Annotated in this window: 24 protein-coding genes; 4 read left to right on the top strand and 20 right to left on the bottom strand. The window is 68.5% G+C overall.

Annotation, left to right across the window (positions count from 1 at the left end):
• Positions 1 to 35: 35 nt before the first annotated feature.
• The 14 genes from nuoN to ACIRQP_RS07150 are packed head-to-tail and all read right to left on the bottom strand — an operon-like array spanning position 36 to position 16,010.
• The gene (gene nuoN, locus ACIRQP_RS07215; protein ID WP_403884749.1) at positions 36 to 1,688 is read right to left on the bottom strand and encodes an NADH-quinone oxidoreductase subunit NuoN; all 1,653 of its coding nucleotides are present in this window, start codon (positions 1,686 to 1,688) and stop codon (positions 36 to 38) included.
• The gene (locus ACIRQP_RS07210) at positions 1,685 to 3,262 is read right to left on the bottom strand and encodes an NADH-quinone oxidoreductase subunit M (protein WP_403884746.1); all 1,578 of its coding nucleotides are present in this window, start codon (positions 3,260 to 3,262) and stop codon (positions 1,685 to 1,687) included. Before ACIRQP_RS07210 ends, nuoN begins: the two co-directional genes overlap by 4 nt.
• Positions 3,263 to 3,267: 5 nt before the next feature.
• Positions 3,268 to 5,163 (bottom strand): NADH-quinone oxidoreductase subunit L, encoded by a 1,896-nt coding sequence (nuoL, locus tag ACIRQP_RS07205; protein WP_403884743.1) that lies wholly within the window; start codon positions 5,161 to 5,163, stop codon positions 3,268 to 3,270.
• A 14-nt stretch (positions 5,164 to 5,177) separates the two neighbouring features.
• A complete protein-coding gene (gene nuoK, locus ACIRQP_RS07200; RefSeq protein WP_403884740.1) occupies positions 5,178 to 5,477 on the bottom strand; it encodes an NADH-quinone oxidoreductase subunit NuoK in 300 nt (99 codons plus the stop codon).
• Complete coding sequence (locus ACIRQP_RS07195; protein ID WP_403884737.1) at positions 5,474 to 6,334, bottom strand: NADH-quinone oxidoreductase subunit J; 861 nt, start codon at positions 6,332 to 6,334, stop codon at positions 5,474 to 5,476. The genes nuoK and ACIRQP_RS07195 overlap by 4 nt, the downstream gene beginning before the upstream one ends.
• Complete coding sequence (gene nuoI, locus ACIRQP_RS07190) at positions 6,331 to 6,936, bottom strand: NADH-quinone oxidoreductase subunit NuoI (RefSeq protein WP_403884734.1); 606 nt, start codon at positions 6,934 to 6,936, stop codon at positions 6,331 to 6,333. The genes ACIRQP_RS07195 and nuoI overlap by 4 nt, the downstream gene beginning before the upstream one ends.
• The gene (nuoH, locus tag ACIRQP_RS07185) at positions 6,929 to 8,329 is read right to left on the bottom strand and encodes an NADH-quinone oxidoreductase subunit NuoH (protein ID WP_403884731.1); all 1,401 of its coding nucleotides are present in this window, start codon (positions 8,327 to 8,329) and stop codon (positions 6,929 to 6,931) included. Before nuoH ends, nuoI begins: the two co-directional genes overlap by 8 nt.
• Positions 8,326 to 10,869 carry an NADH-quinone oxidoreductase subunit G gene (locus tag ACIRQP_RS07180; RefSeq protein ID WP_403884728.1) on the bottom strand — a complete coding sequence of 848 codons (2,544 nt, stop codon included), beginning with the start codon at positions 10,867 to 10,869 and terminating at the stop codon, positions 8,326 to 8,328. The genes nuoH and ACIRQP_RS07180 overlap by 4 nt, the downstream gene beginning before the upstream one ends.
• Positions 10,866 to 12,227 (bottom strand): NADH-quinone oxidoreductase subunit NuoF, encoded by a 1,362-nt coding sequence (gene nuoF, locus ACIRQP_RS07175; protein ID WP_403884725.1) that lies wholly within the window; start codon positions 12,225 to 12,227, stop codon positions 10,866 to 10,868. The genes ACIRQP_RS07180 and nuoF overlap by 4 nt, the downstream gene beginning before the upstream one ends.
• Positions 12,227 to 12,967, bottom strand: coding sequence for an NADH-quinone oxidoreductase subunit NuoE (gene nuoE, locus ACIRQP_RS07170; protein ID WP_403885368.1), 741 nt, complete (start codon positions 12,965 to 12,967; stop codon positions 12,227 to 12,229). The genes nuoF and nuoE overlap by 1 nt, the downstream gene beginning before the upstream one ends.
• 35 nt (positions 12,968 to 13,002) lie before the next feature.
• Entirely contained in the window at positions 13,003 to 14,343 is a 1,341-nt protein-coding gene (locus ACIRQP_RS07165) for an NADH-quinone oxidoreductase subunit D (protein ID WP_403884722.1), read from the bottom strand.
• Positions 14,343 to 15,080, bottom strand: coding sequence for an NADH-quinone oxidoreductase subunit C (locus ACIRQP_RS07160; protein WP_403884719.1), 738 nt, complete (start codon positions 15,078 to 15,080; stop codon positions 14,343 to 14,345). The genes ACIRQP_RS07165 and ACIRQP_RS07160 overlap by 1 nt, the downstream gene beginning before the upstream one ends.
• Positions 15,077 to 15,631: an NADH-quinone oxidoreductase subunit B family protein gene (locus tag ACIRQP_RS07155; RefSeq protein ID WP_030351362.1), complete on the bottom strand. Its 555-nt coding sequence runs from the start codon at positions 15,629 to 15,631 to the stop codon at positions 15,077 to 15,079. The genes ACIRQP_RS07160 and ACIRQP_RS07155 overlap by 4 nt, the downstream gene beginning before the upstream one ends.
• Positions 15,632 to 15,650: 19 nt before the next feature.
• Positions 15,651 to 16,010 carry an NADH-quinone oxidoreductase subunit A gene (locus ACIRQP_RS07150; RefSeq protein WP_030351361.1) on the bottom strand — a complete coding sequence of 120 codons (360 nt, stop codon included), beginning with the start codon at positions 16,008 to 16,010 and terminating at the stop codon, positions 15,651 to 15,653.
• A gap of 793 nt (positions 16,011 to 16,803) precedes the next feature.
• On the opposite strand from ACIRQP_RS07150, the gene ACIRQP_RS07145 reads away from it, so the two are divergent.
• Positions 16,804 to 17,673 (top strand): C40 family peptidase, encoded by an 870-nt coding sequence (locus ACIRQP_RS07145; protein ID WP_403884714.1) that lies wholly within the window; start codon positions 16,804 to 16,806, stop codon positions 17,671 to 17,673.
• Positions 17,674 to 17,815: 142 nt separating this feature from the next.
• On the opposite strand, the gene ACIRQP_RS07140 is transcribed toward ACIRQP_RS07145, so the two are convergent.
• Positions 17,816 to 18,256 carry a universal stress protein gene (locus tag ACIRQP_RS07140; RefSeq protein WP_403884711.1) on the bottom strand — a complete coding sequence of 147 codons (441 nt, stop codon included), beginning with the start codon at positions 18,254 to 18,256 and terminating at the stop codon, positions 17,816 to 17,818.
• A 12-nt stretch (positions 18,257 to 18,268) separates the two neighbouring features.
• Complete coding sequence (locus ACIRQP_RS07135; protein WP_403884708.1) at positions 18,269 to 19,657, bottom strand: MFS transporter; 1,389 nt, start codon at positions 19,655 to 19,657, stop codon at positions 18,269 to 18,271.
• 169 nt (positions 19,658 to 19,826) lie between these two features.
• Between ACIRQP_RS07135 and ACIRQP_RS07130 the strand changes: the two genes are divergently transcribed.
• Entirely contained in the window at positions 19,827 to 20,312 is a 486-nt protein-coding gene (locus ACIRQP_RS07130; RefSeq protein WP_403884705.1) for a MarR family winged helix-turn-helix transcriptional regulator, read from the top strand.
• Between the two features lie 39 nt (positions 20,313 to 20,351).
• Here ACIRQP_RS07130 and ACIRQP_RS07125 read toward each other — a convergent pair whose 3' ends face one another.
• From ACIRQP_RS07125 to ACIRQP_RS07110, 4 genes are all read right to left on the bottom strand, one after another.
• Positions 20,352 to 21,425, bottom strand: coding sequence for a fatty acid desaturase (locus ACIRQP_RS07125; protein WP_403884702.1), 1,074 nt, complete (start codon positions 21,423 to 21,425; stop codon positions 20,352 to 20,354).
• A gap of 110 nt (positions 21,426 to 21,535) precedes the next feature.
• Positions 21,536 to 22,531, bottom strand: coding sequence for a diaminopimelate epimerase (gene dapF, locus ACIRQP_RS07120; protein ID WP_403884699.1), 996 nt, complete (start codon positions 22,529 to 22,531; stop codon positions 21,536 to 21,538).
• Between the two features lie 99 nt (positions 22,532 to 22,630).
• Complete coding sequence (locus ACIRQP_RS07115) at positions 22,631 to 23,443, bottom strand: hypothetical protein (protein WP_403884696.1); 813 nt, start codon at positions 23,441 to 23,443, stop codon at positions 22,631 to 22,633.
• A 251-nt stretch (positions 23,444 to 23,694) separates the two neighbouring features.
• Positions 23,695 to 24,627, bottom strand: a complete 933-nt coding sequence (locus ACIRQP_RS07110) for an SDR family oxidoreductase (protein ID WP_403884693.1) — start codon at positions 24,625 to 24,627, stop codon at positions 23,695 to 23,697.
• Positions 24,628 to 24,724: 97 nt separating this feature from the next.
• Between ACIRQP_RS07110 and ACIRQP_RS07105 the strand changes: the two genes are divergently transcribed.
• Both ACIRQP_RS07105 and ACIRQP_RS07100 read left to right on the top strand, forming a co-directional pair.
• Positions 24,725 to 25,405, top strand: coding sequence for a TetR/AcrR family transcriptional regulator (locus tag ACIRQP_RS07105; RefSeq protein WP_403884690.1), 681 nt, complete (start codon positions 24,725 to 24,727; stop codon positions 25,403 to 25,405).
• A gap of 533 nt (positions 25,406 to 25,938) precedes the next feature.
• Entirely contained in the window at positions 25,939 to 26,646 is a 708-nt protein-coding gene (locus ACIRQP_RS07100; RefSeq protein WP_403884687.1) for a hypothetical protein, read from the top strand.
• The last annotated feature ends 15 nt before the right edge of the window (positions 26,647 to 26,661 follow it).

The following is a 26,661-nucleotide window of genomic DNA, read 5'->3' as shown; positions in this document are numbered from 1 at the left end:
CCGGCTCGAATCCAACGGCACGCGCGGCTACCGCGCTACCGCACGAACCCGCCCGCCTGGCCCGCCAGGTCCAGGAAGTACTGCGGGGCCACGCCCAGGACCAGCGTGACCGCTACGCCCACCGCGATCGCCGTCGTCGTCAGCGCCGACGGCACCGCGACCGTCGGACCCTCCGGCTTCGGCTCGCTGAAGAACATCAGCACGATGACCCGGATGTAGAAGAACGCGGCGATCGCCGAGGCGATCACACCGACCACCACCAGCACACCCGCGCCGCCGTCCGCAGCCGCCTTGAAGACCGCGAACTTCCCGGAGAAGCCCGAGGTCAGCGGGATACCGGCGAAGGCGAGCAGGAAGACCGCGAAGACCGCGGCCACCAGGGGCGAACGCCGCCCGAGCCCGGCCCACTTGGACAGATGGGTCGCCTCGCCGCCCGCGTCGCGCACCAGCGTGACGACCGCGAACGCGCCGATCGTGACGAAGGAGTACGCCGCCAGATAGAAGAGGACGGACGAGATGCCGTCGCTCGTCCCCGCGATCACACCGGCCAGGATGAAGCCCGCGTGCGCGATCGAGGAGTACGCCAGGAGGCGCTTGATATCGGTCTGGGTGATGGCGACGATCGCGCCGCCCAGCATCGTGACGATGACGACGCCCCACATCACCGGCCGCCAGTCCCAGCGCAGCCCCGGCAGCACGACGTACAGCAGCCGCAGCAGCGCGCCGAAGGCGGCCACCTTGGTCGCCGCGGCCATGAAGCCGGTGACCGGTGTGGGCGCGCCCTGGTAGACATCCGGGGTCCACATGTGGAACGGCACCGCGCCGACCTTGAAGAGCAGCCCCATCAGCACCATCGCGCCGCCGATCAGCAGCAGCGCGTCATTGCCCATGGTGTCGGCGAGGGCCGGGCTGACGTTCTGGGCGGTGCCGCTGACGACCTCCTCGATCCGCGCGTACGAGACGGAGCCCGCGTAGCCGTAGAGCAGGGCGATCCCGAAGAGCAGGAACGCCGACGAGAAGGCGCCCAGCAGGAAGTACTTGACCGCCGCCTCCTGCGACATCAGCCGCTTGCGGCGGGCGAGGGCACAGAGGAGGTAGAGCGGGAGCGAGAAGACTTCCAGCGCGATGAAGAGCGTCAGCAGATCGTTGGCCGCCGGGAAGACCAGCATGCCCGCGACGGCGAACAGGGCCAGCGGGAACACCTCGGTGGTGGTGAACCCGGCCTTGACCGCCGCTTTCTCGTTGTCGCTGCCCGGTACGGCCGCGGCCTGCGCCACGAAGGAGTCGACGCGGTTGCCGTGGGCCTCCGGGTCGAGCTTGCGCTCGGCGAAGGTGAACACGGCGACGATCGAGGCCAGCAGGATCGTGCCCTGGAGGAAGAGCGCCGGGCCGTCGACGGCGATGGCGCCCATGGCCGCGATGTGCTTCTTGGTCGTGCCGTATCCACCGGCCGCGAGGCCGATCACCGCCGCGAAGGCGGCGGCCAGGGCGACCACGGAGAGGAACAGCTGGGTGTGGTACCTGCCCCGGCGCGGGACGAACGCCTCGGCCAGGATGCCGAGGACCGCCGCTCCCAGCACGATCAGTACGGGTGACAGCTGCGCGTACTCGATGTTCGGGGCCGGGATCTTGGTGATCCCGTCGGCCGCCGTCGTTGTCCACAGGCTGTGGACGACAGTCGCACTCATGGAGCGGCCTCCACCTCGGGCTTGGGATCGGTCTGCTGTACGTCGGAGAGCGTGTGCTCCACCGCGGGGTTGACGATCTCGGTCAGCGGCTTCGGATAGACACCCAGGAAGAGGAGCAGCGCGATCAGCGGAGTGATGACCACCAGCTCCCGGACGCGCAGATCCGGCATCGTCCTGATCTCGGCCTTCACCGGCCCGGTCATCGTGCGCTGATAGAGCACGAGGACATAGAGCGCGGCGAGCACGATGCCGATGGTGGCGATGATGCCGATCACCGGATACCGGCTGAACGTGCCGACCAGGACCAGGAATTCACTCACGAACGGGGAGAGCCCCGGCAGCGAGAGCGTCGCGAGCCCGCCGATCAGGAACGTCCCCGCGAGAACCGGCGCGACCTTCTGCACCCCGCCGTAGTCCGCGATGAGCCGCGAGCCGCGCCGGGTGATCAGGAAGCCGGCCACCAGCATTAGCGCGGCCGTCGAGATCCCGTGGTTGACCATGTAGAGCGTGGCGCCCGACTGGCCCTGGCTGGTCATCGCGAAGATGCCCATGATGATGAAGCCGAAGTGCGAGATCGACGCGTACGCGATCAGCCGCTTCATGTCCCGCTGGCCGACCGCGAGCAGCGCACCGTAGACGATGCTGATCAGCGCCAGCACCAGGATCACCGGGGTGGCCCACTTGGACGCCTCCGGGAAGAGCTGGAGGCAGAAGCGCAGCATCGCGAACGTGCCGACCTTGTCGACCACGGCGGTGATCAGTACGGCGACGGGCGCGGTGGCCTCGCCCATGGCGTTGGGCAGCCAGGTGTGCAGCGGCCACAGAGGCGCCTTCACCGCGAAGGCGAAGAAGAAGCCGAGGAAGAGCCACCGCTCGGTGTCGGTCGCGATGGACAGCGAGCCGTTGGCCCGCGCCTCGGCGATCTCGGAGAGCGAGAAGCTGCCCGCGACGACATAGAGCCCGATGACGGCGGCCAGCATGATCAGGCCGCCGACCAGGTTGTAGAGGAGGAACTTGACGGCCGCGTACGAGCGTTGGGTCGCCGCCGCCTCGTCCCCGCCCGCATGGGCGCGGTCGCCGAAGCCGCCGATGAGGAAGTACATCGGGATGAGCATGGCTTCGAAGAGGATGTAGAAGAGGAAGACGTCGGTGGCCTCGAAGGAGAGGATCACCATGGCCTCGACCATCAGGATCAGCGCGAAGAAGCCCTGGGTCGGCCGCCAGCGGCGGTTCGGGTTCACTTCTTCCAGCGGGTCGGCGTCATGCCAGCCGGCCAGGATCACGAACGGGATCAGCAGCGCGGTCAGCGCGAGGAGCGCCACCCCGATGCCGTCCACGCCCAGTTCGTAACGGACTCCGAAGTCCGAGATCCAGGCGTGCGATTCGGTGAGCTGATAGCGGTCACCGCCGGGCTCGAAGCGGACCACCACGAGGGCCGCCAGCACGAGCGTGGCGAGCGAGAAGATCAGCGCCAGCCACTTGGCGGCGGTGCGCCGGGCGGCCGGGACGGCCGCCGTGACGATCGCGCCGACCGCGGGCAGCGCGGCCGTCGCCGTCAGGAGCGGGAACGACATGTCCGTTACACCGCCCTCATCAGCAGGGTCGCGGCGATGAGCACTGCCGTACCTCCGAACATCGAGACCGCATAGGTGCGGGCGTAGCCGTTCTGCAGCTTGCGCAGCCGGCCGGAGAGCCCGCCGAACGACGCCGCGGTGCCGTTGACCACGCCGTCGACCAGGGTGTGGTCGACATAGACCAGGGAGCGGGTGAGGTGCTCGCCGCCGCGGACCAGGACCACATGGTTGAAGTCGTCCTGAAGGAGATCGCGGCGGGCGGCGCGGGTGAGCAGCGAGCCGCGCGGGGCGGCCACCGGCACGGGCTTGCGTCCGTACATGAACCAGGCGAGGGCCACCCCGAGAACCATGACGACCACGGTGGCGGTGGTGACGGTGGCCGCACTGACCGGCGGGTTACCGTGCGAGTGTCCGGTGACGGGCTCCAGCCAGTGCAGGAAGCGGTCACCGATGGAGAAGAACCCGCCGGCGAGGACCGAGCCGAAGGCCAGGATGATCATGGGGATGGTCATGGACTTCGGGGACTCGTGCGGATGCGGCTCGTGTCCCTTCTCGTCCGGCTGCCAGCGCTTCTCGCCGAAGAACGTCATCACCATCACGCGCGTCATGTAGAACGCGGTGATCGCGGCGCCCAGCAGCGTGACGGCGCCGAGGATCCAGCCCTCCGTACCTCCCTTGGCGAAGGCGGCCTCGATGATCTTGTCCTTGGAGAAGAAGCCGGACAGACCGGGGAAGCCGATGATCGCCAGATAGCCGAGCCCGAACGTGACGAACGTGATCGGCATGTACTTCCGCAGGCCGCCGTACTTCCGCATGTCGACCTCGTCGTTCATGCCGTGCATGACCGAGCCGGCGCCGAGGAAGAGCCCGGCCTTGAAGAAGCCGTGCGTCACCAGGTGCATGATCGCGAAGACATAGCCGATCGGTCCGAGGCCCGCCGCCAGGATCATGTAGCCGATCTGCGACATCGTCGAGCCCGCGAGGGCCTTCTTGATGTCGTCCTTGGCGCAACCGACGATCGCACCGAAGAGGAGCGTCACCGCGCCGACCACCACGACCGCCAGCTGTGCGTCCGGCGCCGCGTTGAAGATCGCGCCGGAGCGGGTGATCAGATACACGCCCGCCGTCACCATCGTCGCCGCGTGGATCAGGGCCGAGACCGGGGTCGGGCCCTCCATCGCGTCACCGAGCCAGGACTGCAGCGGCACCTGCGCCGACTTGCCGCACGCGGCCAGCAGCAGCATGAGGCCGATCGCCGTCAGCTTGCCCTCCGTCGCGTCACCCGTGGACGACAGGACGGGACCGAAGGCGAAGGTCCCGAAGGTGGTGAACATCAGCATGATCGCGATCGACAGACCCATGTCGCCGACGCGGTTGACCAGGAACGCCTTCTTGGCGGCCGTGGCCGCGCTGGGCTTGTGCTGCCAGAACCCGATGAGCAGGTACGAGGCGAGCCCGACACCCTCCCAGCCCATGTACAGCAGCAGGTAGTTGTCGGCGAGGACCAGCAGCAGCATCGCCGCCAGGAACAGGTTCAGATAGCCGAAGAAGCGGCGGCGCCGCTCATCGTGCTCCATGTACCCGATCGAGTAGATATGGATGAGCGTGCCCACGCCGGTGATCAGCAGGACGAAGGTCATCGACAGCTGGTCGAGCTGGAAGGCGACGTCCGCCTGGAACCCCTCGACGGGGATCCAGCTGAACAGATGCTGGTGCAGGGAGCGTCCTTCGCCGCTCTTGCCGAGCATGTCGCTGAAGAGCACGACACCGATCACGAAGGACGCGGCGGCCAGCAGTGTGCCGAGCCAGTGGCCCACGCGGTCGAGCCGACGCCCGCCGCACAGCAGGACCGCCGCTCCGAGCAGAGGCGCCGCGACGAGCAGCGCAATCAAGTTCTCCACGATTCAGCGACCCCTCAGAGCTTCATCAGGCTGGCGTCGTCGACCGAGGCCGAGTGGCGGGAACGGAACAGCGACACGATGATCGCGAGCCCGACCACGACCTCCGCGGCGGCGACGACCATCGTGAAGAAGGCGATGATCTGGCCGTCGAGATTGCCGTGCATCCGGGAGAAGGCGACGAACGCGAGGTTGCAGGCGTTCAGCATCAGCTCGACGCACATGAACACCACGATCGCGTTCCGCCGGATCAGCACCCCGGCGGCGCCGATGGTGAACAGCACCGAGGCGAGATAGAGGTAGTTGACCGGATTCATCGCTTGACCTCCTCATCCTCGCGGCCCAGCCGCTCCGACGACCGCTGCTCCAGCGCCTTGAGGTCCGCGATGGCCTCGTTCGACACATCGCGGATCTGCCCGCGGTCCTTGAGCGTCTTGTTGACCGTCAGCTCGGACGGGGTGCCGTCCGGCAGCAGCCCGGCGATGTCCACCGCGTTGTGCCGGGCGTAGACACCGGGGGCGGGCAGCGGCGGCAGTTGCGTGCCCTTGCGTACGCGCTCCTCGGCCAGCTCCCGCTGGGTCTTGGCCCGTTCGATGCGCTCGCGGTGCGTGAGTACCATGGCGCCGACCGACGCGGTGATCAGCAGCGCGCCGGTGATCTCGAAGGCGAAGACGTACCGCGTGAAGATCAGGGCGGCCAGTCCCTCGACATTGCCGCCGGCGTTGGCCTGGCCGAGCCCGGTGAAGGAGCTCAGCGAGGCGTTGCCGATCCCGGCGATGAGCAGGACGCCGAAGCCGAGCCCGCAGGCGGCGGCCCACCAACGCTGGCCCTTCAACGTCTCCTTGAGGGAGTCGGCGGCGGTGACACCGACCAGCATGACCACGAAGAGGAACAGCATCATGATCGCGCCGGTGTAGACGACGATCTGCACCACGCCCAGGAAATAAGCCCCGTTGGCGAGATAGAAGACCGCGAGGACGATCATCGTCGCGGCCAGACACAGCGCGCTGTGCACGGCCTTCTTCATCAGGATCGTGCAGAGCGCGCCGATGACGGCGACGGTGCCGAGGATCCAGAACTGGACGGCCTCGCCGGTCGAGGTCGTCGTGGCGGCGGAGGTGAAGGACGTGACGGAGCTGACGGACGAGAGGGAGGATGCGGCGAGCAGGCTCATGCACCGACCTCCTCGTCCGTCGGCTTCTCGCCCTTGCTCACCGCGACCTGCCGGACCGTACCCGGCGCGGCCTCGGTGACCAGCCCCCGGTAGTAGTCCTGTTCGTCGGTGCCCGGGAAGATCGAGTGCGGGGAGTCGACCATGCCTTCCTCAAGGCCCGCGAGAAGCTGCTCCTTCGTATAGATCAGGTTCTCGCGGGAGCTGTCGGCCAGCTCGAAGTCATTGGTCATCGTGAGCGCCCTGGTCGGGCACGCCTCGATGCACAGACCGCACAGGATGCAGCGCGCGTAGTTGATCTGGTAGACGCGGCCGTAGCGCTCCCCCGGGGAGTAGCGCTCCTCGTCCGTGTTGTCAGCGCCCTCCACGTAGATCGCGTCCGCCGGGCACGCCCAGGCGCACAACTCGCAGCCGATGCACTTCTCCAGCCCGTCCGGATGCCGGTTCAGCTGATGCCGGCCGTGGAAGCGCGGCGCCGTCACCTTCTGCTGTTCCGGGTACTGCTCGGTCAGCCGCTTCTTGAACATGGCCTTGAAGGTCACGCCGAAGCCGGCCACCGGATTCCGGGGGGGACGCGGGATGTCCCCCGGCGAAGAGTCAGACACTGTCAGCCTCCTTTCCGTCACTCTCGGTACCGTCACTCACAGTATTGCCCCCGCCACTGACAATCAGCTCGCGGTCACGTCGTGGCCGCCTGCGCGGTACGGGCGGCAACTCCTGTCCCGGCAGCGGCGGTACGGGGAATCCGCCCGCCATCGGGTCGAAGGCCGGGGGTTCCGGTTCGTTCGCCGCCGCGGCCTTCTCCTTCCTGTCGCGGAAGATGTCCGCGACGAAGGAGAGCAGCAGGATCGCGATGACCGCCCCGAGGACGTACAGCACGATCGACTGGAAGCCGTAGTTCTCGTTGCGCAGGGCCCGTACGGTCGCGACGACCATCAGCCAGACCACCGAGACCGGGATCAGGACCTTCCAGCCGAGCTTCATCAGCTGGTCGTAGCGCACGCGCGGCAGCGTGCCACGCAGCCAGATGAAGAAGAACAGCAGCAGCTGGATCTTGACGACGAACCAGAGCAGCGGCCACCAGCCGTGGTTCGCGCCCTCCCAGAAGGTGGAGATCGGCCACGGAGCGCGCCAGCCGCCGAGGAAGAGGGTGGTCGCGACGGCCGAGACGGTGACCATGTTGATGTACTCGGCGAGCATGAACATCGCGAACTTGATCGATGAGTACTCGGTGTTGAAGCCGCCGACGAGGTCGCCCTCGGACTCCGGCATGTCGAAGGGGGCGCGGTTGGTCTCGCCCACCATCGTGACGATGTAGATGATGAAGGAGACCGGCAGCAGGATGATGTACCAGCGGTCGGCCTGGGCCTCGACGATCGCCGAGGTCGACATCGACCCCGAGTACAGGAACACCGACGCGAACGCGGCGCCCATGGCGATCTCGTACGAGATCATCTGCGCGCACGAGCGCAACCCGCCGAGCAGCGGATACGTCGACCCCGAGGACCAGCCCGCGAGGACGATGCCGTAGATCCCGACGGAGGCGACCGCGAGGATGTAGAGCATCGCGATCGGCAGGTCGGTCAGCTGCATCGTGGTGCGGTGGCCGAAGATCGACACCTCGTTGCCGGCCGGGCCGAACGGGATCACGGCGATCGCCATGAACGCCGGCACCGCCGCGATGATCGGCGCGAGGACGTAGACCACCTTGTCCGCGCGCTTGACGATGATGTCTTCCTTGAACATCAGCTTGGCGCCGTCGGCGAGGGACTGGAGCATGCCCCAGGGGCCGTGCCGGTTGGGGCCGATGCGCAGCTGCATCCAGGCGACGACCTTGCGCTCCCACACGATGGCGAAGAGCACGGTCAGCAGCAGGAACGCGAAGCAGAACACGGCCTTGACGACCACGAGCCACCACGGGTCGCGGCCGAACATCGACAGGTCCTCGGCGGCGAGGACGGTCCCCGGGGCCGCCGCGAGCTGGGCGAGGGCGGTCATGCGCGCACCTCCGGTGCTTCCGTGGCCGCGTCCCTTGCCTCGGCCGGGCCGATACGGACGAGCGTGCCGGGGCGGGAGCCGGTGTCCGCGAGGACCCCACCGCCCGTCGAGTTGAGCGGCAGCCAGACCACCCGGTCCGGCATCTCCGTGACCTGGAGCGGGAGCGTGACCGTGCCCAACGGGCCGGTGACGGACAGCTCGTCGCCGTTCTTGACGCCCGTCTCGGCGGCCGTCGTGGCGGAGAGCCGGGCGACCGCCGCGTGCCGGGTGCCCGCCAGCGCGTCGTCGCCCTCCTGGAGACGGCCGAGGTCGAGCAGGAGCCGGTGGCCCGCGAGGACGGCCTCGCCGTCACCGGGCCTGGGCACCGGACGGGACGACTCCAGCGGCTCGGTGGCGCGCGGTCCCTCCCAGCGGCCGAGCCGGTCCAGCTCGGTGCGCACGGCCCTCAGGTCCGGCAGTCCGAAGTCGCCGAGCCCGTCGGCGTCCTCGGTGGCGGCGAGCGTGTCGGCCAGCATGTGCAGCACACGCGCGTCGGCCGGGGCCAGGCGCCGCGTCATCTGCTCCGGCTTCAGCGCGGCCTCGAACAGCCGCGCCCTGCCCTCCCAGTTGAGGAACGTGCCGGACTTCTCCGCGACGGCGGCCACCGGGAAGACCACATCCGCCCGCTCGGTGACCTCGCTCGGCCGCAGCTCCAGCGAGACGAGGAAGCCGACGGCGTCCAGCGCGGCCCGCGCGCCCGCCGGGTCGGGCAGATCCGCGACCTCGACACCCGCGACGACCAGGGCGGCCAGCTCGCCGGTGGCGGCGGCCTCGATGATCTGGCCGGTGTCGCGGCCGTAGTGGTGCGGCAGTTCGCGTACGCCCCAGACCGCCGCGGTCTCCTCACGGGCCCGTGGGTCGGTGGCGGGACGGCCGCCGGGCAGCAGTGACGGGAGCGCGCCCGCCTCCACGGCGCCGCGCTCGCCGGCCCGCCGGGGGATCCACACCAGCTTCGCGCCGGTCGCGGTGGCGGCCCGCGCGGCGGCGGTGAGCCCGCCGGGTACGGCCGCGAGCCGCTCGCCGACGACGATCACGGCGCCCGGCTCGCGCAGCGCCTGGGAGGCCCGTTCGCCGTCCCCTTCGAGTCCGGCGCTGACCGGGTTGGCCGCCAGCGCGTCCAGCCACTCGGTCTCGGTGCCGGGCGCGGCCGGCAGCAGCGTGCCGCCGGCCTTCTCCAGACCGCGGGTGGCGTACGTGGCGATCGAGAAGGTGCGCTGGCCGTGGTTGCGGTGCGCCTTGCGCAGCCGCAGGAAGACGCCGGGCGCCTCCTCCTCGGACTCGAAGCCCGCGAGCAGCACGGCCGGAGCCTTCTCCAGCGTGGTGTACGTGAGCCCCGTACCGTCCAGGTCGCGGCCGTGACCCGCGACATGGGCGGCCAGGAAGTCGGCTTCCTCCACGCTGTGCACGCGCGCGCGGAAGTCGATGTCGTTGGTGTCGAGGACGACCCGGGCGAACTTGGCGTAGGCGTAGGCGTCCTCAACCGTGAGCCGGCCGCCCGCGAGCACCCCGGCCCGGCCGCGCGCTGCGCTCAGACCGCGGGCCGCGGCCTCCAGCGCCTCGGGCCAGCTCGCCGGTTCGAGGACGCCGTCCTCGTTGCGTACGAGCGGGGTGGTGAGCCGGTCGGGCTTCTGCGCGTAGCGGAAGCCGAACCGCCCCTTGTCGCACAGCCATTCCTCGTTGACCTCGGGGTCGTTGGCGGCCAGCCGCCGCATGACCTTGCCGCGCCGGTGGTCGGTCCGGGTGGCGCAGCCGCCCGCGCAGTGCTCGCAGACGCTCGGCGAGGACACCAGGTCGAACGGGCGGGAGCGGAAGCGGTACGCGGCCGAGGTCAGCGCCCCGACCGGGCAGATCTGGATGGTGTTCCCGGAGAAGTACGACTCGAAGGGGTCGCCCTCGCCGGTACCGACCTGCTGGAGCGCGCCCCGCTCGAGCAGCTCGATCATCGGGTCGCCCGCGATCTGGTTGGAGAACCGCGTACAGCGCGCGCACAGCACACACCGCTCGCGGTCCAGCAGCACCTGCGTGGAGATCGGGACGGGCTTCTGGAACGTGCGCTTCTTGCCCTCGAAGCGGGTGTCGGGGTCGCCGACCTGCATGGCCTGGTTCTGGAGCGGGCACTCACCGCCCTTGTCGCAGACCGGGCAGTCCAGCGGGTGGTTGATGAGCAGCAGCTCCATCACCCCGCGCTGGGCCTTCTCGGCGACCGGCGAGGTCAGCTGCGACTTGACGACCATGCCGTCGGTGCAGGTGATGGTGCAGGAGGCCATCGGCTTGCGCTGGCCCTCCACCTCGACGATGCACTGGCGGCAGGCGCCGGCCGGGTCGAGGAGCGGATGGTCGCAGAAGCGCGGGATCTCGATGCCGAGGAGTTCGGCGGCGCGGATCACCAGGGTCCCCTTGGGGACGGAGATCTCGATGCCGTCGATGGTCAGCGAGACAAGATCCTCGGGCGGGACCGCCGCCTCGCCGCCGCCGGAGGGAGCGCTCGTCGTCACGGTCATGCGTTCACCTCCAGGTGCGGGTTCCGGTCTGCCCAGACGGTGGACTTCGCGGGGTCGAAGGGGCAGCCCTTGCCCGTGATGTGCTGCTCGTACTCCTCGCGGAAGTACTGGAGCGAGGAGAAGATCGGGGCCGCGGCGCCGTCGCCGAGCGCGCAGAAGGACTTGCCGTTGATGTTGTCGGCGATGTCGTTGAGCTTGTCGAGGTCGGACAGCTGTCCCTTGCCCTCTTCGATGTCGCGGAGCAGCTGCACCAGCCAGTACGTCCCCTCGCGGCACGGCGTGCACTTGCCGCAGGACTCATGGGCGTAGAACTCGGTCCAGCGGGTGACGGCCCGGACGACGCAGGTGGTCTCGTCGAAGCACTGGAGCGCCTTCGTGCCGAGCATGGAGCCGGCGGCCCCCACGCCCTCGTAGTCCAGCGGGACATCGAGGTGCTCGTCGGTGAACATCGGGGTCGAGGAGCCGCCCGGTGTCCAGAACTTGAGCCGGTGGCCCGCCCGCATGCCGCCGCTCATGTCGAGCAGCTGGCGCAGGGTGACGCCGAGCGGCGCCTCGTACTGGCCGGGGCCGGTGACATGGCCGCTGAGCGAGTAGAGCGTGAAGCCCGGGGACTTCTCGCTTCCCATCGACTTGAACCAGTCCTTGCCGCGGTTGAGGATCGCGGGAACGGACGCGATGGACTCGACGTTGTTCACCACAGTGGGGCAGGCGTAGAGGCCCGCCACCGCCGGGAAGGGAGGACGCAGCCGGGGCTGTCCGCGACGGCCCTCCAGGGAGTCGAGCAGCGCGGTCTCCTCGCCGCAGATGTACGCGCCCGCGCCCGCGTGCACGATGACATCGAGATCGAGCCCGCTGCCCAGGATGTTCTTGCCGAGGTACCCCGCCGCGTAGGCCTCGCGCACCGCTTCGTGCACCCTGCGCAGTACGGGGACGACCTCGCCGCGCAGATAGATGAACGCGTGCTGCGAGCGGATCGCGTAGCAGGCGATCACGATCCCCTCGATGAGGGAGTGCGGATTGGCGAAGAGGAGCGGGATGTCCTTGCAGGTGCCCGGTTCCGACTCGTCCGCGTTGACGACGAGGTAGTGCGGCTTGCCGTCGCCCTGCGGAATGAACTGCCACTTCATCCCGGTGGGGAAGCCCGCGCCGCCGCGGCCGCGCAGGCCCGAGTCCTTGACGTACGCGATGACCTCGTCGGGCGGCATGGCGAGGGCCTTCTTCAGCCCCTCGTACCCTTCGTGCCGCTCGTAGGTCTCCAGCGTCCAGGACTCCGGCTGGTCCCAGAAGGCGGACAGGACGGGTGCGAGGAGCTTCTCGGGGCTGGTCCCGTTCTCGTTGAGCGCGGCGGCCATCGTCATCACTTCCCCTCCTCGGCTGCGCCGGGCTGCGGATCGTCCTGCGGATGCGCGCCGTCCCGGGGCCGTACCACCCGCTGGGGTACCTCGCCCTTGGCCAGCCGCAGGCCGGTCAGCGACGCGGGCCCGGCGCCGCCGGTGGCCTCGACGGCGCCGGGGCGCTCGTCGGGGAAGCCGGCGAGGATGCGCGCGGTCTCCTTGTAGGTGCACAGCGGGGCGCCGCGGGTGGGCCGGACGGTCTGCCCTTCGCGCAGGTCGTCGACGAGCCGCCTGGCGCTGTCCGGCGTCTGGTTGTCGAAGAACTCCCAGTTCACCATCACGACGGGCGCGAAGTCGCAGGCCGCGTTGCACTCGATGTGTTCGAGGGTGACCTTGCCGTCCTCGGTCGTCTCGTTGTTGCCGACGCCGAGGTGCTCCTTCAGCGCGTCGAAGATGGCGTCGCCGCCCATCACCGCGCAGAGCGTGTTGGTGCAGACGCCGACCTGGTAGTCGCCGCCCTGCTTGCGGCGGTACATGGAGTAGAAGGTCGCGACGGCCGTGACCTCGGCGGTGGTCAGTTCGAGCAGTTCCGCGCAGAAGGCCATCCCCGTACGGGAGACGAACCCCTCCTCGGACTGCACGAGGTGCAGCAGTGGAAGCAGCGCGGACCGGGAGCCGGGGTAGCGGCCGATGATCTCCTTGGCGTCCGCTTCCAGCCTGGCACGTACATCGGCCGGGTAGTCGGGAGCGGGGAGCTGTGGCATCCCCAGGCTCACTTCCGCGTTGGGCGGTGTGGTGGTCACCGGTCGACGCCTCCCATCACGGGGTCGATGGACGCGACGGCGACGATGACGTCGGCGACCTGGCCGCCCTCGCACATCGCCGCCATGGCCTGGAGATTGGTGAAGGACGGGTCACGGAAGTGGACCCGGTACGGGCGGGTGCCGCCGTCGGAGACGGCATGTACGCCGAGTTCGCCCTTGGGCGACTCCACGGCGGCGTACACCTGGCCCGGTGGGACCCGGAAGCCCTCCGTCACCAGTTTGAAGTGATGGATCAGAGCCTCCATGGACGTGCCCATGATGTTCTTGATGTGGTCGAGCGAGTTGCCCAGACCGTCGGGGCCGAGCGCGAGCTGCGCGGGCCAGGCGATCTTCTTGTCGGCGACCATCACCGGGCCCGGCTCCAGCCGGTCCAGGCACTGTTCGACGATCCGCAGCGACTGGCGCATCTCCTCCAGACGGATGAGGAAACGGCCGTACGCGTCGCAGGTGTCGGCGGTCGGGACCTCGAAGTCGAAGGTCTCGTAACCGCAGTACGGGTCGCTCCTGCGCAGATCGTGCGGGAGCCCTGCGGCGCGCAGGATCGGCCCGGTGGCGCCCAGCGCCATGCAGCCGGTCAGATCGAGATAGCCGACGTCCTGCATACGGGCTTTGAAGATCGGGTTGCCGGTGGCGAGCTTGTCGTACTCCGGCAGGTTCTTCCGCAGCGTCTTCAGCAGTTCGCGCAGGTAGTCGATGGCGCCGGGGGGCAGGTCCTGGGCGAGTCCGCCGGGGCGGATGAACGCGTGGTTCATGCGCAGGCCGGTGATCAGCTCGTAGGCATCGAGAATCAGTTCACGATCACGGAACCCGTAGATCATGATCGTGGTCGCGCCCAGCTCCATACCGCCGGTGGCGATACAGACGAGATGCGAGGAGAGCCGGTTCAGCTCCATCAGCAGGACGCGGATGAGCGTGGCCCGGTCCGGGATGTCGTCCTCGATGCCGAGCAGCTTCTCCACGCCCAGGCAGTACGCCGTCTCGTTGAAGAACGACGTCAGGTAATCCATGCGCGTGACGAAGGTGGTGCCCTGCGTCCAGTTGCGGAATTCGAGGTTCTTCTCGATGCCGGTGTGCAGATAGCCGATGCCGCAGCGGGCCTCGGTGACGGTCTCGCCCTCGATCTCCAGGATCAGCCGCAGTACCCCGTGGGTGGAGGGGTGCTGGGGACCCATGTTGACGACGATCCGCTCGTCGTTGGCCTTGGCCGCGGTCTGGACGACCTCGTCCCAGTCGCCGCCGGTGACCGTATATACGGTGCCCTCGGTGGTCGCGCGGGGCGTGGCGTGGGGGGCCTGGGGTGCGTGGGGTGCAGACATCAGGAGTACGACCTCCGCTGGTCCGGAGCCGGGATCTGGGCGCCCTTGTATTCGATGGCGATACCGCCGAGCGGATAGTCCTTGCGCTGCGGGAAGCCCTGCCAGTCGTCCGGCATCATGATCCGGGTCAGGGCGGGGTGGCCGTCGAAGATCAGCCCGAAGAAGTCGTACGTCTCGCGCTCGTGCCAGTCGTTGGTCGGATAGAGCTCGACCAGGGACGGCACATGCGGGTCGGCGTCCGGCGCGGAGACCTCAAGACGGATCAGCCGGCCGTGGGTGAGCGAGCGCAGGTGGTAGACGGCGTGCAGCTCGCGGCCCTTGTCGCTGGGGAAGTGCACGCCCGACACCCCGGTGCAGAGCTCGAAGCGCAGCGCCGGGTCGTCGCGCAGGGTGCGCGCCACCCGGACGAGATGCTCGCGGGCGATGTGGAAGGTGAGTTCGCCGCGGTCGACGACCGTCTTCTCGATGGCGTTCTCCGGGACGAGCCCCTGCTCCTCCAGCGCGCCTTCGAGTTCGTCGGCGATCTCGTCGAAGGACCCGCCGGGACCGCCGTACGGCCGGGCGGAGGCGCCCGGCAGCATCACGGTCCTGACGAGCCCGCCGTATCCGGAGGTGTCGCCGCCGTTGTTGGCGCCGAACATGCCCTTCTGTACGCGGATGGGCTCGCCGGTGTCCTCGCGTGCGGACGGAACGTTGTTTCCGGAGGGCCGCTCTCCGGATCCCTGGTCGCCGGTCACTGCAGCAACCCCTTCATCTCGATCGTTGGGAGCGCCTTGAGGGCCGCCTCCTCCGCCTCGCGGGCCGCTTCCTCCGCGTTGACCCCGAGCTTGGAGCTCTGGATCTTCTGGTGGAGCTTGAGAATGGCGTCCATCAGCATCTCGGGGCGTGGTGGGCAGCCGGGCAAATAGATGTCGACAGGGACAATGTGATCCACACCCTGGACAATCGCGTAGTTATTGAACATTCCGCCCGATGATGCACAAACCCCCATGGAAATCACCCACTTGGGGTTGGGCATCTGGTCATAGACCTGCCGCAGAACCGGCGCCATCTTCTGGCTCACCCGCCCGGCCACGATCATCAGATCGGCCTGGCGCGGCGAACCGCGGAAGACCTCCATGCCGAACCGCGCCAGGTCGTACCGCCCGGCACCGGTCGTCATCATCTCGATGGCGCAGCAGGCGAGGCCGAAGGTCGCGGGGAAGACGGATGACTTCCGCACCCAGCCCGAGGCCTGTTCGACGGTGGTCAGCAGAAAGCCGCTCGGCAGCTTCTCTTCGAGTCCCATTGGTGGCCCCTCAGCCCCTTTAGTCCCATTCCAGACCGCCGCGCCGCCACACATACGCGTAGGCGACGAAGACGGTGAGCACGAAGAGCAGCATCTCCACGAGCCCGAAAATCCCCAGGGAGTCGAAGGTGACAGCCCAGGGGTAAAGGAAGACGACCTCGATATCGAAGATGATGAAGAGCATCGCCGTCAGGTAGTACTTGATGGGAAAACGGCCGCCTCCGGCCGGCGTCGGCGTGGGCTCGATGCCACACTCGTACGCTTCAATTTTGGCCCGGTTGTAGCGCTTTGGGCCGATAAGCGTGGCCATGACCACGGAGAAGATCGCAAACCCAGCCCCGAGGGCGCCGAGCACGAGGATGGGTGCGTAGGAATTCACGCCCCTCAGCTCCTTCCAGTCGTCCTTGACCGATGGATCGCACCGGGCGGTTCGCCTCGCCGCCCCGGCCACGATCCCCGAAGATCGCGTACATGTGAGGCAGTTCACAAGCCCGACTGCCCCGCATCTTATGCCCGGTGGTCTGTGATCTGCGACACGGGGTACAGCAACAGCTTTGTGATCTCCACCACCCGACGAAGGATCATGAAGTCGGATGAGCGGTGATCTTCATACGTGAAGCGGCCGGGTGGTCACCAGATGTGACAACCGAGCCCGTTTCCCCTGGTCGGGGCCGCGTTGCCCTATCAAGCGATGCACCGTACAAGCAAATTTGCAATAAAACAGTATACCGTGATAAGGGCCCGACGGTCACTCGCGCGAGGGGGAAGTTCGGACCGACGTGGACACGTGCACGCATTCACGAGCAACCGGGACAGCTCCGCGAGCGTCTTCAGCGAGGCGTGCGAGCGTGTCGGAGGACCCCGAGATCACCCGGCGCGGACTCCGTGATCGTTCCGACCGCCGAGCGGTGACCACTCTGTGACCTCCACCACCTCACTCAACCGTCAGGACAAGAAGGCTTGGCCACGAGTGTGAAGGGGTGGTAAGTGGCAGGCAATTCGGACGTTTATCTGAAAGGCCGTGATCACAGCCATGATCACGCATGCCCGGTTTGCCCGTTACGGCGTCAATAAGACCCGAAGCTAAGCGGATTCAAATATTCCGAACGTAACTGTGGCGCAACACACCTTGCTTGACGGGAACCAGGTCTCACCTGATAGCCGTAGGTCTCATGTCCCACACCGCTCACATACCCAGCCACCGGAAGCCCCGCCGCAGCGCGTCGAAAGTCGTCCTCCGTAGCGGAGTTGCCGGTGGCGTCCTCAGCACCATCGCGGTCGCAGGTGCCGCCGGACCGGCGAACGCCGAGCCGGTGACCACCCAGACCATAGAAATGCCCACGCTCACCTCCGGGCTCGTCAGCGACTTCACGCGGTCCGCCGAGGCCACGCAGCGCGTCGCGAACTTCCTTGACCTGCGCGCCCAGCAGGACACCGCGGCGACCACCGCCGCGCAGACCGCCAAGAAGTTCAGGGCCGAGGCCGATCGCAAGGCCGAGGCGAAGAAGAAGGCCGAAGCGGCCAAGAAGGCCGAAGCGGCCGCCCGCGCCAAGGCCGCCGCCGCCGAGCGCGCGTCCCGCGCCGCGGAGCGCACGACGCTGTCGTCCTCCTCGTCCTCGAACTCCGACTCGGGCTCCTCCTCAGGCTCGACCACCTCCACGGTTTCGAAGACGACCTCGCAAGCGACCGGCTCCGCCGCCACCGTCCTCGCGTTCGCCCAGGCACAGCTCGGCGACGCGTACATCATGGGCGCGACAGGCCCGAACGCCTGGGACTGCTCCGGCCTCGTCCAGGCCGCGTACCGCCAGGCCGGCGTCGACCTCCCGCGCGTCTCGCAGGACCAGTCGACGGCCGGCACCCAGGTCTCCCTGAGCAACCTCCAGCCGGGCGACATCCTTTACTGGGGTGGCGCGGGCAGCGCGTACCACACGGCGATCTACGCTGGCGACGGCGAGTTCATCGGGGCGCAGAACCCCGGCTCCGGTGTGGTGAAGAGGACCCTGGACTGGGACCCGCCGAGCGGCGCGGTTCGCGTCCTCTGACATATCGGCACGAATACGCATACGACACATACCCGCACCCCGGCTCGGGGGATGCGGGTACGTGTCGTGCGTGACGGACTGTCTCCGCGCGCCCGGCCCGTGCCCCGACCGTGGCACGCCCGCGCCTCGCCCGCGCCTCGTCCTAGGGGACGACGGTCACCGGGCATGGGCGGCGTCGTACGGTACGTACCGCTTTGGACCCGAAGAACCGGTGACCGAACGACCGGCTGGCTCCGATGATGACGGCGTCCGCGCGCTGTTCGGCGGCGACTTCGCTGAGGGTGAGTACCGGGTCGCCCGTGAGGCACATGAAGTGGGCTGTGACGTGGTACTCGTCGGCCAGGGCCTTGACCGCGTGTCCGAGTTCGGCGCCCAGTTCGATGCCGCCCTGGTAGGAGAGCATCGGGGTGCCGTCGAATGCGACCGCCGTGGTGACGACGAAGACGGCGATGACGGTGCTGTGTTGCCGGCGGGCCAGTCCGAACGCGTAGTACATCGCGCGCCACGAGGTGTCCGAGCCGTCGATGCCGACGACGAGCACCGACGGTCCGTCACAGCCGAGTTCGAAGCCCCTGGTTTCCACGACCGGGCCGGCTCAGGGGTGCCGACGGTCGGGTGCGGCGCGGGTGCCCGGAATGCCGTCGCCGAGGGTGCGGTCTTCGATCAGCGCCGCCTCGGCGAGGACGGCCTCTTCGGGCAATCCTGGCATTTCACCGACCGCCTGTTCGGCGTCGGTCCGCTCGTGTGACGTCCCCACATGGGCTTCGTCCCTGTCGGCGTCGCTCAACGCGCCATGCACCGTGCTCAGCACCACGGCGCCCGCGAGGACCGCCACCGCCCCCAGGATGAAGGGGACGTGCGTGTTGTAGTGCTCGACCAGTTTGCCCGCTGCGAACGGGGCGAGTCCGCCGCCGATGAACCGTACGAATCCGTAGGTGGCTGCCGCGACGGGCCGCGGTACCGGAGCGATGCTCATGACCGCGGTGGTGACCAGGGTGTTGTTGACGCCGATGAAGATGCCGGACGCGATGGTCGCGCCGATGACGGCTGCCGGGTGCCCCGGAAACACGCCGATCACCAGGGAGTCGACGGCCATCAGCACCATGGACGCGTACAGGGTTCGGGCGGTGCCGAAGCGGGACTTGAGCATGGGGGCGCCGAAGACCGCGAAGATCGCGACCAATATGCCCCAGGCGCAGAAGACACCCCCGAGCTTCAGCGGGGACAGGTGCATCAGGAACGGCGCGTAGCCGAGGACGGTGAAGAAGGCCCAGTTGTAGAGCAGACCGGTGACGCTGGTGGTGGTCAGGCTGCGGTGCCGCAGCGCCTTGATCGGTTCGCTGAGGGAGGAGCGCTGTTCCGGTCGCGGGGTCGGGGGGACCAGGATCGCGGTGGCCACCAGGGCGATGAGCATCAGGACGGCGACGCCGAAGAACGGTCCGCGCCAGCTGATGTTCCCCAGCAGTCCGCCCAGCAGCGGGCCGCAGGCGATACCGACGCCGAGCGCCGCCTCGTAGAGCACGATCGCGCCGCTGAACCCGCCGCTCGCCGAACCGACGATCACCGCCAGCGAGGTCGCGATGAACAGGGCGTTGCCCAGGCCCCAACCGGCCCGGAAGCCGACGATCTCCCCGATGCTCCCGCTGGTGCCCGCGATCGCGGCGAACACCACGATCAGCACCAGGCCGACGACCAACGTCCGTTTGGCGCCAAGACGGCTGGACACCCAGCCGGTGACCAGCATCGCCAGCGCGGTGACCACGAGATAGCTGGTGAACAGCAACGACACCTGGCTCGGGCTGGCCTGCAGCTGGTCGGCCAGCGACGGCAGGATCGGGTCGACCAGACCAATGCCCATGAACGAGATCACGCAGGCGAACGCCACCGCCCAGACGGCCTTCGGCTGGCGGAAGGGGCTCTGGACGCCCGGTGCCTCCGCCGCCGCGGGGCCGGCGTGTGCAGGGGCGCCGTGGGAGCTGCTCATGCGGTTCCTTCTTCGGCGTTGCCGCGGCAGCACTGCGGAGAGTCGCTGTGGGTCATAGGTCTTCCTCTCGGCTGGGGCGTCCGCGCCGACGGTTCCGCTGTCACCTAACTGTATTGAGAATCTATATAGACTGTCAATGTAGTGCCGGGGGTTGGCTATGCTTCTGCGTATGAGTCGATCCATCTCCGGGAGCGAGACGGGGAGCGCCGACGGCTCGACCCGCTCGGCCGACGCCGTGCAGGGGCTGCTCTCATCGCTGCTGCGACACGCGCCTCGGGACATGAGCCTGACCTCGCTGGCAGCCCTGTCCACCCTGAACCGCACGGGTCCCCGCCGTATCACCGACCTGGCCATGGTCGAAGGAATCACCCAGCCGTCCGCGACCACCCTCGTCACCACCCTGGAGCGGGCCGGTTTCGTCGAGCGCCGCAGCGACCCGGACGACAGGCGCGTCGTGCTGGTCGCCATCACCGCATCGGGTTCGGACTACCTCCGCGCCCGGCGGCGGGTCAGCACCGAGGTGTTCGCGCGGCTCGTCGACGAGCTGACGGCGGACGAGCGGTCGGCACTGGCCGCCGCCATCCCGGCCCTGCGGCGCCTGCGCGAGCTCGACGAGGAACAGCGCGACCCCGGCCCCAACCGGACCGGCGTCTAGGGGCAGCGAAACCCCGGCCCACGGCCCGCGCCGAGGAAGTCACTCGTCGGCACGCGCGGCCGGCCGCGTGACACCGGCCGTACGGCCCGGCGCCCGCGCGTCCGCGAGCGCGCGACGGTGGTGGGCGACCACGGTGGAGCTGCCGATCAACAAGCCACGTGGGGTGTATGCGGGCGTGCCGATGCCGCGTTCCAGGCCGGGCAGATAGTTCCAGCGCACGGCCGGGTGAACCGAGTGGGCATAGTGGAACAAATCTCCATACGGGAGCCAGGTGCCACGAGCCAGCAGAGCCAGGACACGATTGCGCGGATACAGACGCAGACAGCGGGCGGCCTCGACAACGGCGGGGCCGCCCGTAGCCCGCTCGGCGTCGAACCAGCGGTGTTCAACCAACAGGGACATCCAGGCCAGTTGGGGGTAGAACAGGAATCGCGGGACGAGGAAGCCGAACACGGCGGCGGGCCAGCCGAGGAGAACCCCCAGAGCGAGGGGGACGGCCGTGAAGAGGCACAGCCGCAACCAACAGGCGCGGCGCGGATCCAGATTGGCGGCCAGGCCGCGGCAGGTGTGAGCCAGTCCGCCAAGGGTCAAGGGGAAGACCACGGCCAAGGCGAATCGACCAGAGCCGACCTCGGGGCACAGACCCGCCCGGTGAAGCTCGGCGAGGTTGGGGTCGACCCCGGCGACCGTAGCGTTGGGGTGATGCTGCCGGACGTGTTTCTCGCGCCGTACCGGCACGGGTACGAAGCCGAGCGGAGCGTGCACCATCGCCTCGGTCAACGCGGTGCCCAGGGCACCGTCACGGGTGAGCACTCCGTGCACCGTGAAGTGGCTGACCTCCTGCAAATGCCGGAACTTCACCGCCGTGACCAGAGCGACGACGCCCCATCCGACAGGGCCCGTGCGCGCGGCCAGTTGCCACCAGCCGACAAGTTCCAGCCAATGCCCGACGAGCAGGAGCACCGGCGTGAGGTTATTGGCCCTGCTGCGCTGCAAGGCCATGACGGCCCGCACTGATCCTGAGAACTGACGCCCCCGCGCCGGGCTGAACCACCATCGGTCGAACTGCCGCAAGGCGAATCCGGCCGCGATGATCCCTAAAGGTGTGAGCATGCCCCATCCTCATGGCCCCGCACCCGCCCCATGATCACCAGGGGCGACAGTCCGACGCGATCCCCGCGCAATGAGCGCTGGTGCGGGGGCCAGGACTTCTCCAACACGCCCTAGATCATGGTCAGGTTGACTCCGGCTGCGTGCAACGCCTTGAGATTATCGTCGAACAGCGCTGTGAAGGCGTTGATCTCCGGAAGATACGTCTCGCCGGTGAACTCCAGCGGAGTGCCACCCAAGAGATCGGCGGGGTCGAGCTCGGTGCGGTAGACCACGGTGGCGTTGCCTTCCAGGACAGGCTGCCACCGGCCTCCGCTCTCCTGCAACCAGGTTCGCGCAGGACCGCCGGGGTTACGGACACGCAGCCGGACGTCGGGATCGACCAGGCCCAGCTTGGAGGACACCGCCCGCGACGCCGCCACACCGGAGCCGCAGGAAGGGGTCAGCCCGGCACCGCGCTCGAACGTGTGGACGAAGACTTCTGAGTCGTCCAAGGGCAGGACGAAGGAGACGTTCGCACCGATCGGAAACGAACCAGGGGCGTCGGCAACCCTGCGTCCGGTCTCCACCAGCTCCGCTTCGTCGTAGGCGCCGACGATACTGACCAGGTGCGAGTTGGGCACCGCCAGAGCTGACACGGTGCGGGTGGCGTGGAACGCCGGGAGGACCTGGCCCACGAATGGCCACTGAACGCCGGCCACGACGGGATCGGCAGGGGTGAAGTCGACGGGAGGCATCTCAACCGAGACCTGACGCACCCCCTGCGCGGTGTCGTCAGCCCTGCGGACGGTGAAACTGTACGGTCCGGTGTGCACGACAGCGGATTCGGCGTCGTACCGGTCGAGCAGCAGCCGGCCGGCGCAGCGCATCCCGTTACCGCACAGCAGAGCGGGCGAACCGTCCGGATTGAAGAACCACGCCTTGCCGGACCCGTCACCGCTGTCAGCGAGGAAGTACACACCGTCACTGCCCAGGCCCGTCCGTCGGTCACACAGCTGTTGCACCGCACGGGGGACGTCGGCGGAGGCGAAGTGATCATCTGGGGAGCCGTCGATCACGAAGATGTCGTTGCGTGACCCGTGGGTCTTGGCGATCGAGAGATGTGGCATGGCTGACGAGGACCGCTTTCCGACTCGCACCGGCCCCGCAGACCGGCTGGTGGAGGCCATTCTACTGACGTCGCGCCCACCTGCCCGGGACCGCCGTTCTCACAGCTCGTTCACGGCCGTCCGCACCCGGTCGGCATCCCAGGTCCCGGCATCGATCATCGGACGGACCACGGCTTCGTAGGACTGAAGCGTGAACGGGGCCGACAGCACGCCATGTCCCCAGATCGACTCGAAGCGGCCGGTCCAGCGGTCGACCTGTTTGAAGTACACCGAGGAGCGGCCACGCGTGTAATCGGCGTCGCCCTGGTCCTCCTCCACGAGCACCGCCGCTCCGGAGACCACGACGAAGTCGATGGCTTGATCCGCACGGAACCGGTCACGCACCGCGATGCCGCACTGCACGCCGAGCGACCGGTGGTGATTGATCAGCGGAAGCAGCGCCTTCGCGAAATCCTCACGGGCCAGGTCGGTGGCCCAGGCGATGAAGAGCCGCTGAATCGTGCCACCCGCCTCGATGAGCCGGCGATTCACGGCGAGGTACTCCCGCCGCTGGGTGAGCAGGTTCGGATTCGTGGTCAGGTCGGCCGCGAGAACCCGCTTGGGCTCGGACCCGCCCTCGATGAGGACCCTGTACAACAACACGGAAAGCCGGGGCACCTCCGACGCGTACACCTGAAGATGCCCGTCTGCCATCTCCCCGAAATCCGCGATGAGTTCGCGCTCCAGCTGAGAGCGCACAAGGTCGAAGTACTGGCTGTCGGCCATCTCACGACTGTTGGCTCTCCGCAGCGTGACGTATGCACTGCGCAACCACATGTGGTTGGCCACCAGGAGAAGTACCAGCACGGTCTCCACTGCGAAGAGGATGTCCTTCGCCCTCGCGGTGTCGTTGACCCAAGCCGCCACCGGCACCGCGACTCCTATGACCCCGATCATCGCATTCAGCAACGGTGAGGAAAGCCCCTCAACCACGCGAGTGGCCAAGTCCCGGCGCGCGGATAAAGCAGGCATGAGCGGGTCCCCCCAGTCCGGCGGCCACGGTCCGCCACCGCATGATCCCGGACCGTAGACGTCTCAGGCAACCACGCCTCCATCCAGATCCTCCCCCACAACGCTCTCGGCTCCAGGCCCCGCGGCCGCGGGGCGCGCCGCCGTCTGCCGTGTCAGGCCGCGGGGGCCGGGAGCGTGATTCCGGTGAGGCGCTCGGACTCGGCCCAGAGACGGGCGTTGGCGGCGGGGTCGAGGGCACGGCGGGTCGTGCCGGCGGTGGTGGTGGGGCCGACCAGGCCGAACCGCTTGCCCGGACCGTAGTAGCCGCCCGCCACGGCACCGGGATCGGCCGCCGCGTACAGCAGTGGTTCCGTGCCCTGTTGGACGTCCTGCGAGGGCAGGACGTCGAGGAACGAGAGCAGGGAGAGCCGGCGCGACGGCTTGCCGGTGCCGAGACTGGCCCCCGCCGTCTGGAGGTTCGTGCGGGTGTAGCCGGGGTGCGCGCCGGTGCTCAGCAGGTGCCAGCCCCGCTCGGCGGCGAGGGCCGCGAGGTGCCGGGTCATCATGAGGTTGGCGAGCTTGGACTGCGCGTAGGAGAGGGTGGGGCTGTAGCGACGGCGCTCCCACTGGAGGTCCTCGAAATGGATACGGCCGTAGTTGGCCGTACCGCTGCTCATCGTCGCCACCCGCGGCGCGGTGGCGGAGAGCAGCAGCGGAAGCAGCCGGACGGTCAGCGCGAAGGGGCCGAGGTAGTTGCTGCCCATCTGGAGCTCGAAGCCGTCGGCCGTGGTCAGCCGGGTGGGCGGGGACATCACGCCGGCGTTGTTGACCAGCAGATCAAGTGGGGTGCCATCGGCGACGAGCCCGTCGGCGAACTCCTGGACGGAGGCCAGATCGGCCAGATCGATCCGGCGCACCTCCAGTCGGGCGTCCGGGTGCTGGGCCAGGATCTCGGCGCGGGCCTGCTCGCCCTTGGCGACCGTACGGACGGCCATCACGACGCGTGCCCCCGCCCCGGCGAGCCGACGGGCCGCTTCCTTGCCGGTCCCGCTGTTGGCGCCGGTGACGACGGCGAGCTTCCCGCTCTGGTCGGGGACGGTGTACATGGCGACTCCTTTTGTAGTAGACCGCCGGTCTGTTGTTGTCGAAGCTAGCAGACCACCGGTCTACTAACAACAGACCGGGGGTCTGTAGTCTGGGGCCATGACAACGCCCTTCCAGCGCGCCCGCAGCGAGGAGCAGCGCGCCGTACGTCGGCAAGCGATCCTGGACACCGCGGCGGCGATGCTGGCCGAGATGCCCGTGGCGCAGGTGAGCCTCAACGAGCTGAGCCGACGGGTCGGGCTGGCGAAGTCGAACGTGCTGCGCTACTTCGAGTCCCGCGAGGCCGTCCTGCTCGAACTGCTGGACACCGCGATGCGGGAGTGGCTGGACCTGCTGGACGTCGCCCTCGCCAGGGCGGTCGACGGGACCGCCGGACCGTACGAACGCGGCGACCAGCTCGCCGGCGCGCTCGCGGACACACTCGCGGACCGCCCGGTGCTCTGCGATCTGGTCGGCGCACAGGCCGCGGTACTGGAACGGAACGTCTCCCCGCAGATCGCCGCGGAGTACAAGCGCGCCACCATGGCCAACGCCACCGCCATGGCCCGGCTGATCCACACCTACGTACCCGAGCTGGACGAACACGACGCGATGCGGTGCGCCGCCGCCGCCTTCTTGTCGGCCGGCGCGATCTGGACCCACGCGCAGCCCTCGGCCGCGATGCTGGCCGCGTACGAGGCCGATCCCACGCTGGCGGCCATGCGGCTGGACTTCACCGCGACGCTCCGGGAGTTGCTGGAGCTGCTGGTCACGGGACTGCTGACCCGCGCCCAGCGCTGAGGCGCGCGGCGGCTGATACGCCGAGGGGCCACGCCGAGGGGCCCGGTACGGTCACCGCCCACGGTCAGCGACGACTTCCACGACGCCTTCCTCGCCGTCGCGAGCGCGGTCCGCGCGCCGGTCGGCCTGTTGTCCGTCGCGATGTCTGCCGCGACGTTCCGCGGTGGGGAACTGACGAGTTGAACACAGCCCGCGCCGAGAGCGGACCAAGGCCGGCCGAATTTATCGTCCCCACCCCCTCACGCACTCACTTTGAGTGGCATGTCGGTCACAAAAACCGCACCTCATGTGAACGAAGGGGCCCTCGTATGCGGGACTTCATGCCTCCCCCACCACGATGTCAGACCTTCGAGAGGCTGTTCACCACCAAAGCAGTCCGCCGCGTTCAAGGGCCGACGGAAACCCACGAGTACAAGAAGGAGCAAGGATCCTCCGACGGCGGGCACACCTACGACACGACCAAAATCTGACCGGTCTTCCGCTGCTTCACAGGCCTGGCCTTGCTCGGGGCGGGGCCGGATTCCGGAGGGATTGTGCTCAAGCTGCGCCTTACCCCGTACACGGACACCACGTGGCGGTGGTCGGACGGTCGGTACGTCACTCACGACCACCGGAGCGAGATCACCCCGTACCGGCATCCAATGGTCGAGCACTTGGCGATGACCGACGGGCAGCGCACCCTGCTGGTCGTACGTGAACGCGCCGCCGACCGCCCCCGCTGCGAGCCCACCGTGCGGCGGGCTTCCGCGCGTGAGTACGACCACGCCCGCGAACTGGCTGAGCAATGGCCTGCGGACTATGTCGTGGCGGAGACAACCCCGGACGAGCCAGTGCGGGTCACCGCGGGCACCTGCCGAACGACTCCCCTCTATCTCGCCCACGATGCCGACGCTCTGAACGGCTCGTGGGACATGGCGGACCTCCGGTCGCACGTAGGCAGCATCAACGTGCGGGAGGCGACTCGGTTGCTGCTGTACCGGCCCCGTTACGGCAGTGACACGCTGTTCACCGGAGTCCACAGGCTCACCGAGCGGGCATGCGCCCACTTCGGGGGCCATCTCTTCCTGCGGTACCCATCCCCGGCTCTGCATACCGGGCCCCGAGAACTCGCTCCGGACGCCGACGTGCTCAGGGCCTTCGTACAGGCGCTGGACGACGCGTTGGACGTTCGCCCTCTGGACCCGGATCGGACGCTGTTCCACCTCACCGGCCTCCACTGCACTACCCCTTCACTCGTATGACAGAAGGGATCGCCG

This window comes from Streptomyces sp. NPDC102274 (genome assembly GCF_044766385.1).
Taxonomy (GTDB): Bacteria; Actinomycetota; Actinomycetes; order Streptomycetales; family Streptomycetaceae; genus Streptomyces.
Note: the sequence above shows the minus strand (reverse complement) of the source record. Positions and strands in the feature narration are given on the sequence as shown.